A 15,711-nucleotide genomic window follows, 5' to 3' on the forward strand; every position below is an offset into this window, starting at 1 on the left:
AACCACACACTGGGTTGCTAATCGAGAAAATGACAGGTATACATGTAACCGCTTGCACAAATGTCAATGTTGATTACGAAAGGCACACCAATGATGGTGAAGAAGAATGGCCTGCTCGCCGCGGGCGCGATAGCCGTCGCGGCGTCCCTGGCCCTGGCCGGATGCTCGGCTGGATCCGACTCGAGCGGCGCCACCTCGGACGCCGATTCCAGCACGTTGACCGTGTGGGTCGACGCCGACCGCGCCGCAGTGCTGAAGGACGCCGCCGCGGCCTTCACCAAGGAATCCGGCGTCAAGGTCAAGCTCGTCCAGAAGGACTTCGCCAAGATCCAGGAAGAGTTCATCGCGCAGGTTCCCACCGGTAAGGGCCCCGACATCACGATCGCCGCCCACGACTGGCTCGGCAACTTCGTGAGCAACGGCGTCGTACAGCCCGTGGAGCTCGGCGACACCGCGGCCGACTACCAGCAGGTCGCCGTCACCGCCATGAGCTACGAGGGCAAGACCTACGGCGTGCCGTACTCGATCGAGAACATCGCGCTGCTGCGCAACACGGCCCTCGCCCCCACGGCCCCGGCCACGTTCGACGACATGGTCGCCGCCGGCACCGCCGCGGGCACCGAGTTCCCCTACCTCGTGCAGATCGGCCCCGAGGCCGACCCGTACCACCTCTACCCGTTCCAGACCTCGTTCGGCGCCCCGGTGTTCGGCACCAACGCCGACGGCAGCTACAACCCCGACGACCTCACCGTGGGCAACGCCGGTGGCGAGGCCTTCGCCACCTGGCTCGCCGCCGAGGGTGCGGCCGGGCGGATGAGCGTCAACCTCACCGGCGACATCGCCAAGGAGAAGTTCTACGCCGGCGCCTCCCCGTTCCTGCTCACCGGACCGTGGAACGTGCCGGACGCCCAGGCCGCCGGCATCGACGTGTCCGTCGACGCCGTTCCCTCGGCCGGCGGCCAGCCCGCCCAGCCGTTCGTCGGCGTGCAGGGCTTCATGGTCAGCGCCAAGACCAAGAACGCCATCGCCGCCAACGAGTTCCTGGTGAACTACATCGGCAGTGAAGACGTGCAGACCGCGCTCTACGAGGTCGGCGGGCGCCCGCCGGCGCTCACCGCCGCGTTCGAAGCCGCTAGCTCCGACCCGATCACCGCCGGCTTCGGCGCCGTCGGCGCGACGGCCGTGCCGATGCCCAACATCCCGCAGATGGGCAAGGTCTGGCAGTTCTGGGGCGTCACCGAGGCCGCGATCATCAGCAACCAGGGTGACCCCGTGCAGCTGTGGCAGAAGATGACCGCGGACATCGCCGCGGCCATCCAGTAACAACCGGCTCCTCCCGGGTGCGCCCGGCCTCTTCGGGGCCGGGCGCACCCGAGCACCGCATCACCGCTACGCCGCACCACCCGCGGAAGCGCAGAACTCGCAGCATCCGCACCTCACATCGAGAGCAGACAATGATGACTACCCCCGGAACCGGGCACGACCGGGCCCAGATCGTCGCCGCCAAGAGGCAGCGGCAGGCGAGCCGCATCGCGGAGGCCGCGTCCGCCGGCATCAAGGTGTTGCTGGTCAAGGTGCTGGTGCTGGGCATCGTCGACGCGATCAGCGTCTACGCCCTCTTCGTGCTGTTCGCCAAGCAGGACTGGCTTGTTTTCGCACTGGTCCTCGTCGTCACCGTGGTGGTCAACTGGATCTACTTCCGGGTCAAGGGCCTGCCGGCCAAGTACCTGACCCCCGGCCTGATCTTCCTGCTCATCTTCCAGATCTTCGTGGTGGGGTACTCCGGCTATATCGCCTTCACCAACTACGGCACCGGACACAACAGCACCAAGGACGATGCGGTCTCCTCACTCATCCTGTCGGCGCAGGAGCGCGTGCCCGATTCGCCCACCTACGCCCTCACCGTGCTCGAACAGGCCGGCGTCTACAGCTTCCTGGTCACCGATCCAGACGGCGACATCAGCGTCGGCAACGCCGAGACCCCGCTCAAGACCGTGACGGATGCCGAGACGGACGGCTCCGGCCAGGCCGTGGGCCTGCCCGGCTACACCACCCTCAACTTCGCGGACATCGTGTCCAACCAGGAGGCCATCGCGGCCGTGGCCGTGCCCCTCTCCGACGACCCGAACGACGGAAGCCTGCGCACCCCGGACGGCTCCGCCGCCTACCTCTACCTCTCCGACCTCGTCTACGACGAGGCCGCCGGCACCATGACGAACACCGGCACCGGCGTGGTCTACACCGAGGACCCGTCGCAGGGCTCCTTCGTCGCCGCCGACGGCAGCGAACTCCAGCCCGGCTGGAAGGTGGAGGTGGGCCTGGCCAACTTCGCCAAGGCCTTCGGCACGGACTCCATCCGCGGCCCGCTGATCAGCGTCACCCTGTGGACCTTCGCCTTCGCCTTCCTCTCGGTGGCCACGACCTTCGCGCTGGGCCTGTTCCTGGCCATCGTCTTCAACGACCTCAGGATGCGTGGCCGCAACGTCTACCGCGTGGTGATGATCCTGCCGTACGCCTTTCCCGCGTTCCTCTCCGCCCTGGTCTGGGCCGGCATGCTCAATCCGCAGTTCGGCTTCATCAACCAGGTGCTCTTCGGCGGCGCGGAGATCCCGTGGCTCACCAACGAGTGGCTGGCGAAGTTCAGCATCATCTTCGTCAACCTCTGGCTGGGCTTCCCCTACATGTTCCTGGTGTGCACGGGCGCGCTGCAGTCGATCCCCGGCGAGCTGCAGGAGGCCGCAACGGTGGACGGCGCGAAGCCCTGGCAGGTCTTCCGGCTGATCAAACTGCCGCTCCTGCTGGTGTCGGTGTCGCCGCTGTTGATCGCCTCGTTCGCGTTCAACTTCAACAACTTCAACCTCATCTACATGCTCACCAACGGCGGCCCACGCGACGTCACGGCCGGGGTGAACGTCGGCGCCACCGACATCCTCATCTCGATGGTCTACAAGGTCGCCTTCGTCGGCGCCAACCGTGACTACGGGCTGGCGAGCGCTTTCTCCATCCTGATCTTCGTGCTTGTGGCCCTCGTGTCGATCATCAGCTTCAGACAGACCAAGGCACTAGAGGAGTTGAACTGAGATGGCCATCGCACCGAGCATCGCAGCCCCGAGCGACACCGACTACATCCCGGTGAAGCGCCCCTTCAGCTTCGGCCGCTGGTTCCGCGCCACCGGCTGGCGCCACCTCATCGGCGCCGTCATGGTGATCTTCTCCGCTTTCCCGCTTCTCTACGTGCTGTCGGCGTCGCTGCACCCTGGCGGCACCCTGATCACCGCCAACGGCCTGTTCAGCCAGATCGACATCGGCAGCTACATCACCCTGTTCAACCTGCCGCAGCAGCCTTACGCCGACTGGTACGCCAACACCCTGCTGATCGGTGGCATCACCTCGGCCGGCACCGTGTTCCTGGGCGCCCTGGCGGCGTACTCCTTCTCCCGGATGCGCTTCACCGGCCGCCGGGCGGGCCTGCTGATGCTCGTGCTCGTGCAGATGTTCCCGCAACTGCTGGCCGTCGTGGCCATCTTCCTGCTACTCAACGGAATCTCGGACATCTTCCCCGCCATCGGCCTCGACACCCAGATCGGCCTGATCATGGTCTACCTCGGCGGCGCGCTCGGTGTGAACACCTACCTGATGTACGGCTTCTTCAACACGATCCCGGCGTCCATCGACGAGGCAGCCAAGCTCGACGGCGCCGGCCACGCGCGCATCTTCTTCACCATCATCCTGCGCCTGGTCGCGCCCATCCTCGCGGTGGTCGGGCTGCTCTCGTTCGTGGGCACCACCAACGAGTTCGTGATCGCGAGCATCGTGCTGATCACCCCCGAGAAGCAGACCCTCGCGGTGGGCCTCTACCAGTTCGTGTCGCAGGAGTTCTCGAGCAACTACTCGGTCTTCGCGGCCGGCGCCGTGCTCGCGGCCCTGCCGGTGATGGCCCTGTTCCTCTGGCTGCAGAAGTACATCGTGGGCGGCCTCACGGCCGGCTCCGTCAAGTAAGCGCCGGATGCCGCTCCGCCCGCTGCCGGTGCTCGTCCTTCCGCACCACGACGGCTCCCCGCTCTACGTCTCGACCCCGGAGCCCGCGATAGGCGACGTCGTCACGGTGAGGCTGCGCATCCCGCTCGCCTTCGGCGCCGTGGCCCTCGTGCGCACCCGGTCCAACCCCGACCAGGAACCGCGATTCGACGATGCCCGGCTGCTCGGCTCCGCCGCCACCGGCGATGACGGATACGCCTGGTGGGCCGCGGACCTCGTGGTGGAAAACCCCGTGCACGGCTACCGGTTCCTGATCAGCATGGCCGATGGCGGCCATTGGTGGCTGAACGCCAGCGGGCTGCACGACATCGAAACCCTCGACTCCGAGGACTTCAAGCTCGTCGCCCACCCGGCCCCGCCGGCCTGGGCCGCCACCAGCGTGATGTACCAGATCTTCCCCGACCGGTTCGGTCGCTCCGCCGCCGCCGACACGCGCGAGGCGCCGGACTGGGCCATGCCCGCGCAGTGGGGCGACGCCGTCGACCAGCTGCCACCGGGACGTTCGCACCAGTTCTACGGCGGCGACCTCGACGGCATCACCGAGCACCTCGACCACCTCGAACGGCTCGGCGTCACCCTGCTCTACCTCACCCCGGTTTTCCCGGGCCGCTCCAACCACCGCTACGACGCCGCTGCCTTCACCGAGGTCGATCCGCTGCTCGGCGGCGACAAAGCGCTGATCCGGCTCGTCGAGGCTGCCCATGCGCGCGGGTTCCGGGTGATCGGCGACCTCACGGCCAACCACTCCGGTGACGGTCACGAGTGGTTCCAGGCGGCCCACGGCGCCCCGGCGGCACCCGAAAGCGCCTTCTACTACTGGCTCGACGCGGAGCAGCGCGACTACATGTCCTGGCTCGGCGTGCCCGAGCTACCCAAGTTCAACTGGACCTCCCCGGAGCTCCGACGCCGGTTCATCGAGGGTGCGGATTCGGTGGTGGCGAAGTGGCTGGAACCGCCGTTCAACCTGGACGGCTGGCGCATCGACGTCGCGAACATGACCGGCCGGCTCGGCGACGAAGACCTCAACGCCGAGGTGCGCCAGGCCATCCGGCAGACCATGATCGACGTGAACCCCGACACCATCCTGCTCGGCGAATTCACCAACGACGCCGCGGCCGATTTCCAGGGCGACGCCTGGCACGGCGCGATGACCTACGCGAACTTCACCAAGCCGCTCTGGTCGTGGCTCTGCCGGCCCGACCCGGTGCCGTCGTTCTTCGGGGTGCCGCTGGGCAGCATCCCAGCGCACACCGGCGTCCAGTTCCACCGGGCGCACACCCGCTTCGCCGCCGGATTCCCCTGGCGCACCCGGCTGGCCACCATGAACGCCCTGGACACCCATGACACCGCCCGCTTCCGCACCCACGCCGACGCCGAGGCGGTGCCGGTAGCCGTGGGGCTGTCGGTGACCCTGCCGGGTATCCCGGTGGTGTTCGCCGGCGACGAGTTCGGCCTTGCCGGCATCGACGGCGAGCATTCCCGCACCCCGATGCCGTGGTCCAGCGTGACCGACCCGGATGTGGCCGCCACCATCGACCTGTACACGGCGCTGATCGGCCTGCGCCGGCGCATGAGGCGCTGAGCACCGGCGGCCTGCGCTGGCTGCACGTGGGCGACGACGCGCTCGTCTACGTGCGCGAGAGCGCGGAGGAGACCGTGTTACTGCTCGCCACCCGGGCCGCGGCTGACGTGACCCTGCCGGTCTGGATGGTGCCGTTCGGCGGCGGCGTCGGCATCCTGCCGGCCGAGCTGGGGCCGGCCGTCTTTTCTTCCGGTCCGGAGGGGCTGCACCTGGCCGCCACCGGCGCATCCTTCACCGCCTGGGTGCTGCCCGGCGTCACAATCGCGGCGGATGAGCACCCTGTGTCGCAGAGAGGTCTCGCGAGGTGATAATGTTTACCGGTTGCCAAAAGCACGGTTCAGCTTCAGAACTATGAAGTTTTGCCCCCTTAGCTCATTGGTAGAGCACTTCCTTGGTAAGGAAGAGGTAGTGGGTCCGATTCCCACAGGGGGCTCAGGCTTGGGAGCTAAGCTCTGAAGGCCTAAGGCGGGGTAGCTCAGTTGGTTAGAGCACACGGCTCATAATCGTGGTGTCGCGGGTTCAATTCCCGCTCCCGCTACACACAAAGGCCCTTTGATCTGGTGTTTACCGGTCATGGGGCCTTTCTCTTATGGGTCAGCATCCCCGCGGCTCCGTTCTAGCTCCGAAGTTCAGGGGGCGGCACCCGCGGAACGCGAGAGACTGGTGAAGTGATTTCTGCGCTGTTCGACCCGGCGAGACTCGGTCGCGGGCTCTCGTTCGCCTCCGCGATCGATGATCTGAGCGCCGCGTTGGATCGGAGCCCCACCGTCGTCGTCAGCGCGCCGCCGGGCACGGGAAAGACCACGCTCGTCCCGCCGTTTCTCGCCGATCGTGTTCAGGGTCGTGTGATCGTCACTCAGCCCCGCCGGGTCGCTGCCCGCGCAGCCGCCCGGCGACTCGCGCAGTTGGACGGATCCCCGCTCGGCTCCCGCGTCGGATTCACCGTCCGCGGCGCACATCAGGTGAGTCCATCCACCCTGATCGAGTTCGTCACCGCCGGCGTGCTCCTTCGCCGACTCCTCGATGACCCTGGTCTCGACGGGATCGGCGCGGTCATCATCGACGAAGTGCACGAACGTGCCTTGGAGACGGATCTGCTGATCGGGCTGCTCGGCGAGGTCCGCGAGCTGCGTGAGGACCTCGTCCTCATCGCGATGTCCGCGACACTGGACGCCGAGAGGTTCGCGACGATTCTCGGCACGGATGCGTCGCCGGCGCCGATCGTGACCCAGGTGGCACCGGCGCATCCGCTCGAGGTGCACTGGGCGCCCTCTCCCACACCGCGACAAGATGAACGCGGGGTGACCTGGGCTTTCCTTGACCACGTCGCGAGCACCGCGGTTGCCGCGCACCGCACTCTCGTGCGCACCGATCCGGCAGCCGATGCTCTCGTCTTTGCGCCGGGTGCGCGGGAGGTCTCCGAGATCGCCGGACGCATCCGTGGTCTCGCGGCGGAGTTCGACGTCCGCGAACTGCACGGCCAGATCCCCGCCGCAGAGCAGGATGCGGTGATCGGTGGGCGGAGCCTCGGTGGTGCCGCGCGAATCATCGTCACGACGTCGCTCGCTGAATCCTCTCTGACCATCCCCGGCGTGCGCCTGGTCGTTGACACCTGCTTGTCTCGTGCTCCGCAGCGGGATGCAGTGCGCGGGATGAGCGGTCTCGTCACCGGTCCCACGCCCAAGGCCTCCGCCATTCAGCGCTCTGGGCGCGCCACCCGGCAGGGGCCGGGCGTCGTGGTCCGCTGCGTCGACGAGCGAACCTTCGCCACGGCGCCGTCGCACGCTGCCCCGAGATCCAGGTGGCCGACCTCACCGACGCAGCCCTGCTCCTCGCCTGTTGGGGCGCTCCTGGCGGGGTGGGCCTCCGACTGGTCGATCCGCTTCCCTCGGGCAGCCTGGGGGAGGCCCTCGCCGTACTGCGGGGGCTCGGCGCGATCGATGCCGATGGCCGCGCCACCGACGAAGGACGAGCACTCGCCCGCGTCCCGACGGCTCCTCGCCTCGCTCGCGCACTGCGCGCAGGGGGTGACCTGGTCGGCGGGCGCACGGCGGCCGAGGTCATCGCGCTGCTCAGCGGTGATCTCCGCGTTGCAGACGGAGACGCCCAGGCTGCGCTCACCGTGCTGCGAAACGGACGAAGCCCGGATGCCCGCCGATGGGAGCGGGAAGTCCGGCGTCTCCGGCGCTTCGCCGGGGCGAGAGACACGGTGCGAGGAGGCGCTGATCAGACCGGACTCATTATCGCGCTCGCGTTTCCCGAGTGGATCGCTCGCCGCGTCGATCAGTCGCCGCACGGCGCAACCTTCCTTCTCGCCTCCGGCACCCGTGCCGGGATCACGGGTCCGCTCGCGAGTGCCGACTGGTTGGCGGTGGCGGACGTCACTCGCGCGGAGGGGCGAGCGGCCGCAGGAACGGGGGCAATCATCCGCTCTGCCGCCATCATCTCCGAGAACCAGGCGGAGCAGGTGGCGCCCCATCTCTGCACCGACAGGGTCGACGCTCAATTCGTGGACGGGCGCGTCGTCGCGCGCCGTGAACGTCGGATCGGCGCGATCATCCGCTCGTCTGTACCGGTGCGCGTTCAGGCGGACGATGGCGGACGGGATGCCGTGCGCCTCGCTGTCATAGAGCACGGACTCGGAGTGTTCACCTGGTCAGACGCCGCGGACGCTCTGCGGCGTCGCCTCGCACTGCTGCACCGTGAGCTCGGTTCGCCTTGGCCGGATGTCTCGGACACCGTTCTGCTCAGCACGCTCGATTCCTGGCTCGGCCCCGAGCTGTCAGACCTCGCCGCCGGCACTCCGGCCGCGCGCATCGACCTGGTCCCGGCGCTCCGTCGTCTCTTGCCGTGGCCAGCCGCGGTCGACCTCGATGCTCTGGTTCCCGAGCGCCTCCAGGTGCCCAGCGGCTCGCAGGTCCGACTCAGCTACCCACCCGCCGATGATTCCGCCGCCCATCCCGTCGTGGCTGTGAAACTTCAGGAATGCTTCGGATGGGGCCAGACTCCGCGAATCATCGGAGGACGAGTGCCGGTATTGTTCCATTTACTTTCCCCCGCCGGGCATCCCCTTGCCGTGACCGACGACCTCGCATCCTTCTGGGCAGGCCCGTACTCGCAGGTGCGCGCAGAGATGCGCGGCCGCTATCCCAAGCACCCCTGGCCAGAGGACCCCTGGTCCGCCACACCCACCCGGCACACCACACGCCGCGCTGCCCGCGAACCGTGAGTAAAGCACCCAAAACCGGAGGTTTTGGGTGCTTTACTCACGGTTCGCGGTACTGGGAGGGCCCGTTGTGGCCCGGCGTACCAGGCCCGTCGGCAGCCGGATGTGGTTTTGCGGCAGGGTGTCGCCGTTCAGCAGGGAGACGAGCATCCCGGCGGCGGTGGCGCCGAGTCTTTTCATCGGCTGCCGGATGGTGGTCAGCGCCGGGTTCATCTGTGACGCCTCCGGAATATCGTCGAAGCCGATCACCGAGATGTCGCCGGGCACCTCGAGGCCGATCTCGGCGGCGACCTGGATGATCGCGATGGCCGACAGGTCGTTCGCGGCGAACACAGCGGTGGGGCGGTCCGTCATGCCCAGCAGGGATGCGGCGGGACCCTTGGCTGTCTCGCGCTTGTAGAGGCCGACCCGCACCAGCGCCGGGTTGAACGGGATGCCAGCATCCGTGAGGGCCTGCCGGTAGCCGGCTTCGCGGAGGGTGGCACTGCGCAGGTCCGGCCGGCCGCCGAGGAAGCCGATCCGCCGGTGGCCGAGTTCGATCAGGTAACGCGTGGCCTGCAGGGCGCCGCCGAAGCTGTCCGACTCGACCGTGGGGAGGTCGGCGCGGCCGGTGTGCGGGTCGATGGCCACGACGGGAATCTCGGTGGAGGTGGTGTCCACCGTGGGCGTGACCATGATCGCGCCGTCGATCAGCGTGCCGCTGAGCCGGCTCAGCGACCGCCGCTCCCAGCCGTTGGTCTCCCGCTGCCGGGAGCCGCTGTAGGCGAGCAGGTCATAACCGGAATCCTGCAGCGCGACGCCGACACCCTTGAGGATCTCGGCGCTGAAGGGCTCGAAATCCGCCACCAGGATGCCGATGACGCTGGTGCGACGGGAGCGCATGCTGCTGGCGACCAGGCTTGACTCGTAGCCGAGCTGTTGAACCACGTCGAGCACCCGCGCCGTGGTCGCGGCCGAGATACCGTACCGGCCGTTGACCGCCTTGGAGACCGTGGCGACGGACACGCCGGCGGCGGCGGCGACGTCGTGGATCGTGGCGCGGGGAGACATGGGATCAGCATAGGACGTTTGGAAACTGTTTTCGAAAACGTTTGACACTATTTTTTCTGGCTGTGACACTGAGGCCATTCGGATGTCGGACGGGCCATCACAGTGGGCGTGCCGAAGGCCGAAAATACAGCACTGCCCGACAGGGCGCGGCTCTACACCAAGACCATCGATGACCGATGGCGTCCCTCAATGAAGAGAAAAGGTTGAACCAATGAAGGTGAACCACACCACAGCGAAGAGAATCTTCGCGGGAACCATGGTCCTGGGCCTCGGCGCCCTGGGCCTGACGGCCTGTAGCGGCGACTCAACGGGTGACGGGTCGTCATCCGGCGGCGACGTCACGATGAGCCTCTGGCAGAACTCCACCACCGGCCCCGGCCAGGCGTTCTGGGACAAGACCGTTGCCGACTTCGAGACCGACAACCCCGGCGTGACCATCAAGGTCCAGTCCATCCAGAACGAAGACCTCGACGGCAAGCTGCAGACCGCCCTCAACTCCGGCGACGCACCCGACATCTTCCTGCAGCGCGGCGGCGGCAAGATGGCGGCCATGGTCGCGGCCGGCCAGCTGATGGACATCACCGGGGGTATCTCCGACCAGGTCAAGAACGAGATCCCCGAGGGCTCGTTCATCGCGAACAGCCTCGAGGACAAGATCTACGCCATGCCCGTCGCGGTTCTGCCCGGCGGCATCTTCTACAGCCAGGATCTCTTCACGGCGGCCGGGATCACCGAGACCCCCACCACGATCGACGAGCTCGAGGCCGACGCCGCGAAGCTCAAGACCACCGGCGTCGCACCGATCGCGCTCGGCGCCAAGGATGCCTGGCCCGCCGCGCACTGGTTCTACTTCTTCGCCCTCCGCGAATGCAGCCCGGCCGTTCTGGCCGAGGCCGCAGACACCAAGGACTTCAGCGACGACTGCTGGATCAAGGCCGGCGAAGACCTGCAGAGCTTCGCCGACACCAAGCCCTTCAACGACGGCTTCCTCACCACCGCCGCTCAGCAGGGCGCCGGCAGCTCCGCGGGCCTCGTCGCCAACCACCAGGCGGCCATGGAACTCATGGGAGCCTGGAACCCGGGCGTCATCGCCTCCCTCACCCCCGACACGAAGCCGCTGGCCGACCTGGCCTGGTTCCCGTTCCCCGAGGTGTCCGGCGGCGACGGCAAGCCCGGCTCCATCCTCGGTGGCGTCGACGGCTACTCCTGCTCGGCCGGAGCTCCGCCGGAGTGTGTCGACTTCCTCAACTACATCGGCAGCGCCGATGTGCAGAAGGAGTACTACGCGGCCTTCAACGCCCCGCCCGTGAACACCGTGGCGCAGGAAGCCGTCACCGAGCCCTACCTCAAGCAGATCATCGAGGCCTACAACAAGGCCCCGTACGTCTCGCAGTGGCTCGACACCGTCTACGGCCAGAACGTCGGAAACGCGCTCAACGTGGGCGTCGTCGACCTCCTCGCCGGCAAGGGCAGCCCCGAACTGTTGATCCAGGCGGTCAACGACGCGGCCAAGAAGGCCTAGGCAGCTCATGTCAGTTCGCGAGAATACTTCGACGCGATTAGAGGTGGATCTCGCGAGCGGCGGGAACTCGGGCACCACGCCCGGGTTCCCGCCCGTGCGGCGCCCCCGCCGTGTCGACTGGGGGGCCCGGGTAGAGATCGCGGTCCTCGTTGGACCGGCGCTGATCGTCTTCCTCGGCTTCGTGATCTTCCCCGTGGTGATGGCCGCGTACTACGGCTTCTTCAGCTGGCAGGGCTACGGCCCGCCGACCGACTTCGTCGGGTTCCGCAACTACATCACCATCATCCAGGACCCCACTTTTCAGGAGGCCCTGACCCACAACGGCATCATCGTCGTCCTCTCCCTGGTGCTCCAGGGGCCGGTGGCGATCCTCCTCGCCCTGCTGTTGAACCGGAAGCTGCGCGGGCAATCCCTCATCCGCGTTCTCATTTTCGTTCCCTATGTCATCTCCGAGGTCGTCGTCGGCACCGGCTGGAGCCTCATGCTGCAGACCAACGGCGCCGTGAACGGGCTCCTGGAGAAGGTCGGCCTGGGTGCGTTCACGCAGGACTGGCTGTCGAACCCCGACATCGCCATCTGGACCCTCATGGTGATCATCACCTGGAAGTACGTCGGCTTCGCCGTCATCCTCTTCCTCGCCGGGCTCCAGGGCATCCCCGAAGAACTGCCGGAAGCGGCGGCCATCGACGGAGCGTCGTTCTGGCAGATCCAACGCCACATCACGCTTCCGCTGCTGGCGCCCACCCTGCGTATCTGGGCGTTCCTCTCCATCATCGGGGCGCTGCAGCTGTTCGACCTCGTCTACATCATCTGGGGCCAGTACATCGCCTCCACCGCCGGCACCTCGACCATGGCGACGTACCTCGTCACCAACGGGCGGAACGCCGGCAACTACGGCTACGGAAACGCCGTGGCCGTCGTGCTCTTCCTGATCTCCCTGATCGTTGCGCTGATCTACCAGCGCTACGTGCTGCGCAGGGACACCGAAGGCGCCATCACTGGAAAGGGGACGGGCAAATGACCGTGCTCACTACGCCCGCCGTAGCGCTGCCTCCGGCCAAACGACCGGCCGAGATCAAGGTTGCCAGGCGCTGGGGAACCCCGGTCGCCTACGTTGTCGCCGTGCTCGTGATCGGCCTGATGCTCGCCCCGGTGCTATTCATCATCATCGGCGGGTTCCGCACCAACGCGCAGATCACCACGGACCCGTCCGGCTGGCCGAGCGTGTGGAACATCGGCAACTACCTCGATGTCCTCACGGGAGGCACGTTCTGGCGACTGGTGGGCAACTCCCTCATCGCCGGGCTCGCCACCACCTTCGGCGTCGTGCTGCTCGGCCTGATGGCCAGCTACGTGCTGGCCCGGTACTCGTTCCGCGGCCGGGGCATCCTCTACGCCTTGTTCGCGGCCGGGCTGATGTTCCCGATGACCGTGGCCATCACCCCGCTGTACCTGGTGGTGAAGAACCTGGGCCTGATGAACTCGCTCGGCGGTGTCATCCTGCCGCAGATCGCGTTCGCGTTGCCCACGACGATCATCATCCTGGTGCCGTTCCTCAAGGCCATCCCCGATGAGATCCAGGAGGCAGCCTTCATCGACGGTTGCAGCCGGCTCGGTTTCTTCTGGCGGATGATCGTGCCGCTGGCCATGCCCGGCGTCATCACGGTGGGTATCCTGGCCTTCATCGCCAGCTGGAACAGTTACCTGCTACCGCTGTTCATCCTGAACAACGACGCCGTGTTCACCCTGCCGTTGGGTGTGCAATCGTTCGCCTCGCAGTACTCCGTGGACACCGCGAAGGTTCTCGCGTTCACCTCCCTGTCCATGATTCCCGCCCTGGTATTCTTCGCCCTGTTCGAGCGCCGCATCGTCGGCGGGCTCACGGGCGCGGTCAAGGGCTGATCTGCCGCCCGCGTGTGGCGTCAGTGTTTTTGTCGAAGTAGAAAGAGAACGTTGTGACCAACCCCGAAATGCCGCCGGTGTCCGAACGCGTGCGCGCCCTGCACGCGCAGATGACCCTGGAGGAGAAGCTTGCGCAGCTCGTCGGATACTGGGTCGACCAGGGCGGTGAGGTCGTCGCTCCGCTTGCGGGGGAGATGGCCACCTCGACCCGGTACGACGACGCGACGACCCACGGGCTCGGCCATCTCACCCGGGTCTACGGCACCCGCCCGGTCGACCCGGTCGAGCGCGCCGAATGGCTGTGGGCGGAGCAACGCCGACTGAAGACCGAGACCCGGCTGGGCATCCCGGCCATCGTGCACGAGGAGTGCCTGACCGGGCTCGCCGCGTGGAAGGCCGCAACCTTCCCCACGCCGCTGGCCTGGGGGGCCGCGTTCGACCCCGACCTGGTCGAGGAAATGGGCCGGCTGATCGGCGGCTCGATGCGGCAGCTTGGCATCCACCAGGGCCTGGCGCCCGTGCTGGACGTCATCCGCGACCCGCGCTGGGGTCGGGTGGACGAGTGCATCGCCGAGGACCCCTACGTGGTCGGCACCATCGGAACCGCGTATGTGCGGGGGCTGCAGGCCGAGGGTGTGCACGCGACCCTCAAGCACTTCGTCGGGTATTCGGCGTCGCAGGCCGGTCGCAACCACGCCCCGGTGCACGCCGGCCGGCGCGAGATCAACGACGTGTTCCTGCCGCCGTTCGAGATGGCGGTGCTGGACGGCGGGGTGCGGAGCGTGATGAACTCCTACGCCGAGATCGACGGCGCGCCCGTGGGCGCCACCCCCGAGTACCTCACCGGGATCCTTCGGGACCGCTGGGGCTTCGACGGTGTGGTCGTGTCCGACTACTTCTCGGTGGCGTTCCTGCAGCTGATGCACGCCGTCGCGGCCGACCGCGGTGAGGCCGCCGAGCTGGCGCTGTCCGCCGGGATCGATGTGGAGCTGCCGACCGGAGACGCCTTCCTCGCGCCCCTGATGGACCGGGTGCGGGCCGGCCTGACCGATGAGACGCTGATCGACCGTGCGGTGTTGCGGGTGCTCACGCAGAAGGAGGACCTGGGCCTTCTGGACGAGGCCTTCACCATGGCGCCCACCGAGATCGACCTGGACTCGCCCGAGCACCGCCGGGTGGCGCGAGTGCTGGCCGAGGAATCCCTGGTGCTGCTCACCAACCAGGGTGTGCTGCCGCTTCGCGGGTCGGCCGGACAGGGGCCCCGCAGCATCGCCGTGCTGGGACCGAACGCGGATTCCACCGAAGCGTTGATGGGCTGCTATTCGTTCGTGAACCACGTTCTCGCCCACCACCCCGACGTGCCCGCGGAGCTGTCGATGCCCACTGTGCTCGAGTCGCTGCGGGAGGAATTCCCCGGCGCCGAGATCCGGTACGCCGTCGGCTGCGCCGTGGAGGGCGACGACGACTCGCTCCTGTCCGCCGCGGTGGACGCCGCCCGGCAGTCCGACGTGGCCGTGGTCGTCGTCGGCGACCGGGCCGGGCTGTTCGGCCGCGGAACCGTGGGCGAGGGCAACGATGTGGAGAGCCTGGAGCTCCCGGGTCTGCAGCGTCGGCTGGTGGAAGCCGTCACGGCGACCGGTACCCCGGTGGTCATGGTCTTGATGACGGGCCGCCCCTACGCCGTGGCATGGGCGGTCGACGGGACGGATGCCCCGGCGGCGGTTCTGCAGGCCTTCTTCCCCGGCGAGGCCGGCGGCGCCGCCATCGCGGCTGTGCTGTCTGGCGCCGTCGCGCCGACCGGCCATCTGCCCGTGTCGTTGCCGCGGGCGGCGGGGGCCCAGCCATACTCCTACCTGCACCCGATCCTCGGCGGGCCGAGCGACGTGACCAGCGTGGACAGCACCCCGGTGTTGCCCTTCGGGCACGGGCTGACCTATACGACGTTCGAGCGCACCGCGTTTGAATCGGATGCAACGGTGGAAGCCGGCGGCACCTTCACGGCGAGCGTGCGCATCCGCAATACCGGTGAGAACCCCGGCACCGACCTGGTGCAGTTCTACGCCAGAGACGTGTACGCCAGCGTGACCCGGCCGGTGGCCCAGTTGCTGGGCTACCAGCGGGTCACCCTGGAGCCGGGCGAGGAGGCCGTGGTGCGCTTCCAGGTGCCAACGGCACGGCTGGCCTTCACCGGCCTGACCTTTGAGCGCATCGTGGAACCCGGCGAGGTGGAACTGTGGGTGGGACCGTCCTGCGCCGTCAAGGAGACCACCGGGAGCATCCGCATCACCGGAGCCGTGCATCGCGTGACGGTGGAGGACACCCGGCTGGTGGCCACCGCGGTCGAGCCGTTGGCCGAACGTACGCGCGGCACCGAGGCGGTGCCCGCCTGAC

The 15,711-nt window shown here is 67.7% G+C and carries 10 protein-coding genes, 2 tRNA genes and 1 pseudogene; 12 read left to right on the forward strand and 1 reads right to left on the reverse strand.

Annotation, left to right across the window (positions count from 1 at the left end; translation table 11 throughout):
- Window positions 1-90 precede the first annotated feature (90 nt).
- The 8 genes and pseudogenes from KY500_RS17990 to hrpB all read left to right on the forward strand — a co-directional run bounded on the left by KY500_RS17990 (window position 91) and on the right by hrpB (window position 8,849).
- Window positions 91-1,323: a maltose ABC transporter substrate-binding protein gene (locus KY500_RS17990; protein ID WP_066592187.1), complete on the forward strand. Its 1,233-nt coding sequence runs from the start codon at window positions 91-93 to the stop codon at window positions 1,321-1,323.
- A gap of 131 nt (window positions 1,324-1,454) precedes the next feature.
- Window positions 1,455-3,080: an ABC transporter permease subunit gene (locus tag KY500_RS17995; protein WP_219901691.1), complete on the forward strand. Its 1,626-nt coding sequence runs from the start codon at window positions 1,455-1,457 to the stop codon at window positions 3,078-3,080.
- A gap of 1 nt (window position 3,081) precedes the next feature.
- Window positions 3,082-3,999: a sugar ABC transporter permease gene (locus KY500_RS18000; RefSeq protein WP_219901692.1), complete on the forward strand. Its 918-nt coding sequence runs from the start codon at window positions 3,082-3,084 to the stop codon at window positions 3,997-3,999.
- 7 nt (window positions 4,000-4,006) lie between these two features.
- Entirely contained in the window at window positions 4,007-5,620 is a 1,614-nt protein-coding gene (locus KY500_RS18005) for a glycoside hydrolase family 13 protein (RefSeq protein ID WP_370626843.1), read from the forward strand.
- Window positions 5,621-5,646: 26 nt separating this feature from the next.
- The gene (locus KY500_RS19855; RefSeq protein WP_370626844.1) at window positions 5,647-5,928 is read left to right on the forward strand and encodes a hypothetical protein; all 282 of its coding nucleotides are present in this window, start codon (window positions 5,647-5,649) and stop codon (window positions 5,926-5,928) included.
- A gap of 53 nt (window positions 5,929-5,981) precedes the next feature.
- Window positions 5,982-6,053: transfer RNA gene (locus KY500_RS18010), tRNA-Thr, on the forward strand.
- A 31-nt stretch (window positions 6,054-6,084) separates the two neighbouring features.
- Window positions 6,085-6,158 (forward strand) — tRNA-Met (locus KY500_RS18015).
- Between the two features lie 130 nt (window positions 6,159-6,288).
- Window positions 6,289-8,849: pseudogene (gene hrpB / locus KY500_RS18020) on the forward strand (ATP-dependent helicase HrpB).
- Window positions 8,850-8,882: 33 nt separating this feature from the next.
- Here hrpB and KY500_RS18025 read toward each other — a convergent pair.
- Complete coding sequence (locus KY500_RS18025; RefSeq protein ID WP_219901693.1) at window positions 8,883-9,896, reverse strand: LacI family DNA-binding transcriptional regulator; 1,014 nt, start codon at window positions 9,894-9,896, stop codon at window positions 8,883-8,885.
- A 211-nt stretch (window positions 9,897-10,107) separates the two neighbouring features.
- Here KY500_RS18025 and KY500_RS18030 point away from each other — a divergent pair, with 211 nt between their 5' ends.
- From KY500_RS18030 to KY500_RS18045, 4 genes are all read left to right on the forward strand, one after another.
- Window positions 10,108-11,418: an ABC transporter substrate-binding protein gene (locus KY500_RS18030; RefSeq protein ID WP_219901694.1), complete on the forward strand. Its 1,311-nt coding sequence runs from the start codon at window positions 10,108-10,110 to the stop codon at window positions 11,416-11,418.
- Window positions 11,419-11,425: 7 nt separating this feature from the next.
- On the forward strand, window positions 11,426-12,439 hold the full coding sequence (locus tag KY500_RS18035; RefSeq protein ID WP_219901695.1) for a carbohydrate ABC transporter permease: 1,014 nt from the start codon (window positions 11,426-11,428) through the stop codon (window positions 12,437-12,439).
- Window positions 12,436-13,320, forward strand: coding sequence for a carbohydrate ABC transporter permease (locus tag KY500_RS18040; protein WP_219901696.1), 885 nt, complete (start codon window positions 12,436-12,438; stop codon window positions 13,318-13,320). The genes KY500_RS18035 and KY500_RS18040 overlap by 4 nt, the downstream gene beginning before the upstream one ends.
- Window positions 13,321-13,388: 68 nt before the next feature.
- On the forward strand, window positions 13,389-15,710 hold the full coding sequence (locus tag KY500_RS18045) for a glycoside hydrolase family 3 N-terminal domain-containing protein (protein ID WP_219903520.1): 2,322 nt from the start codon (window positions 13,389-13,391) through the stop codon (window positions 15,708-15,710).
- Window position 15,711: the final 1 nt, after the last annotated feature.

Origin of the sequence: Cryobacterium sp. PAMC25264 (assembly GCF_019443325.1) — a bacterium.
Taxonomy (GTDB): domain Bacteria; phylum Actinomycetota; class Actinomycetes; order Actinomycetales; family Microbacteriaceae; genus Cryobacterium.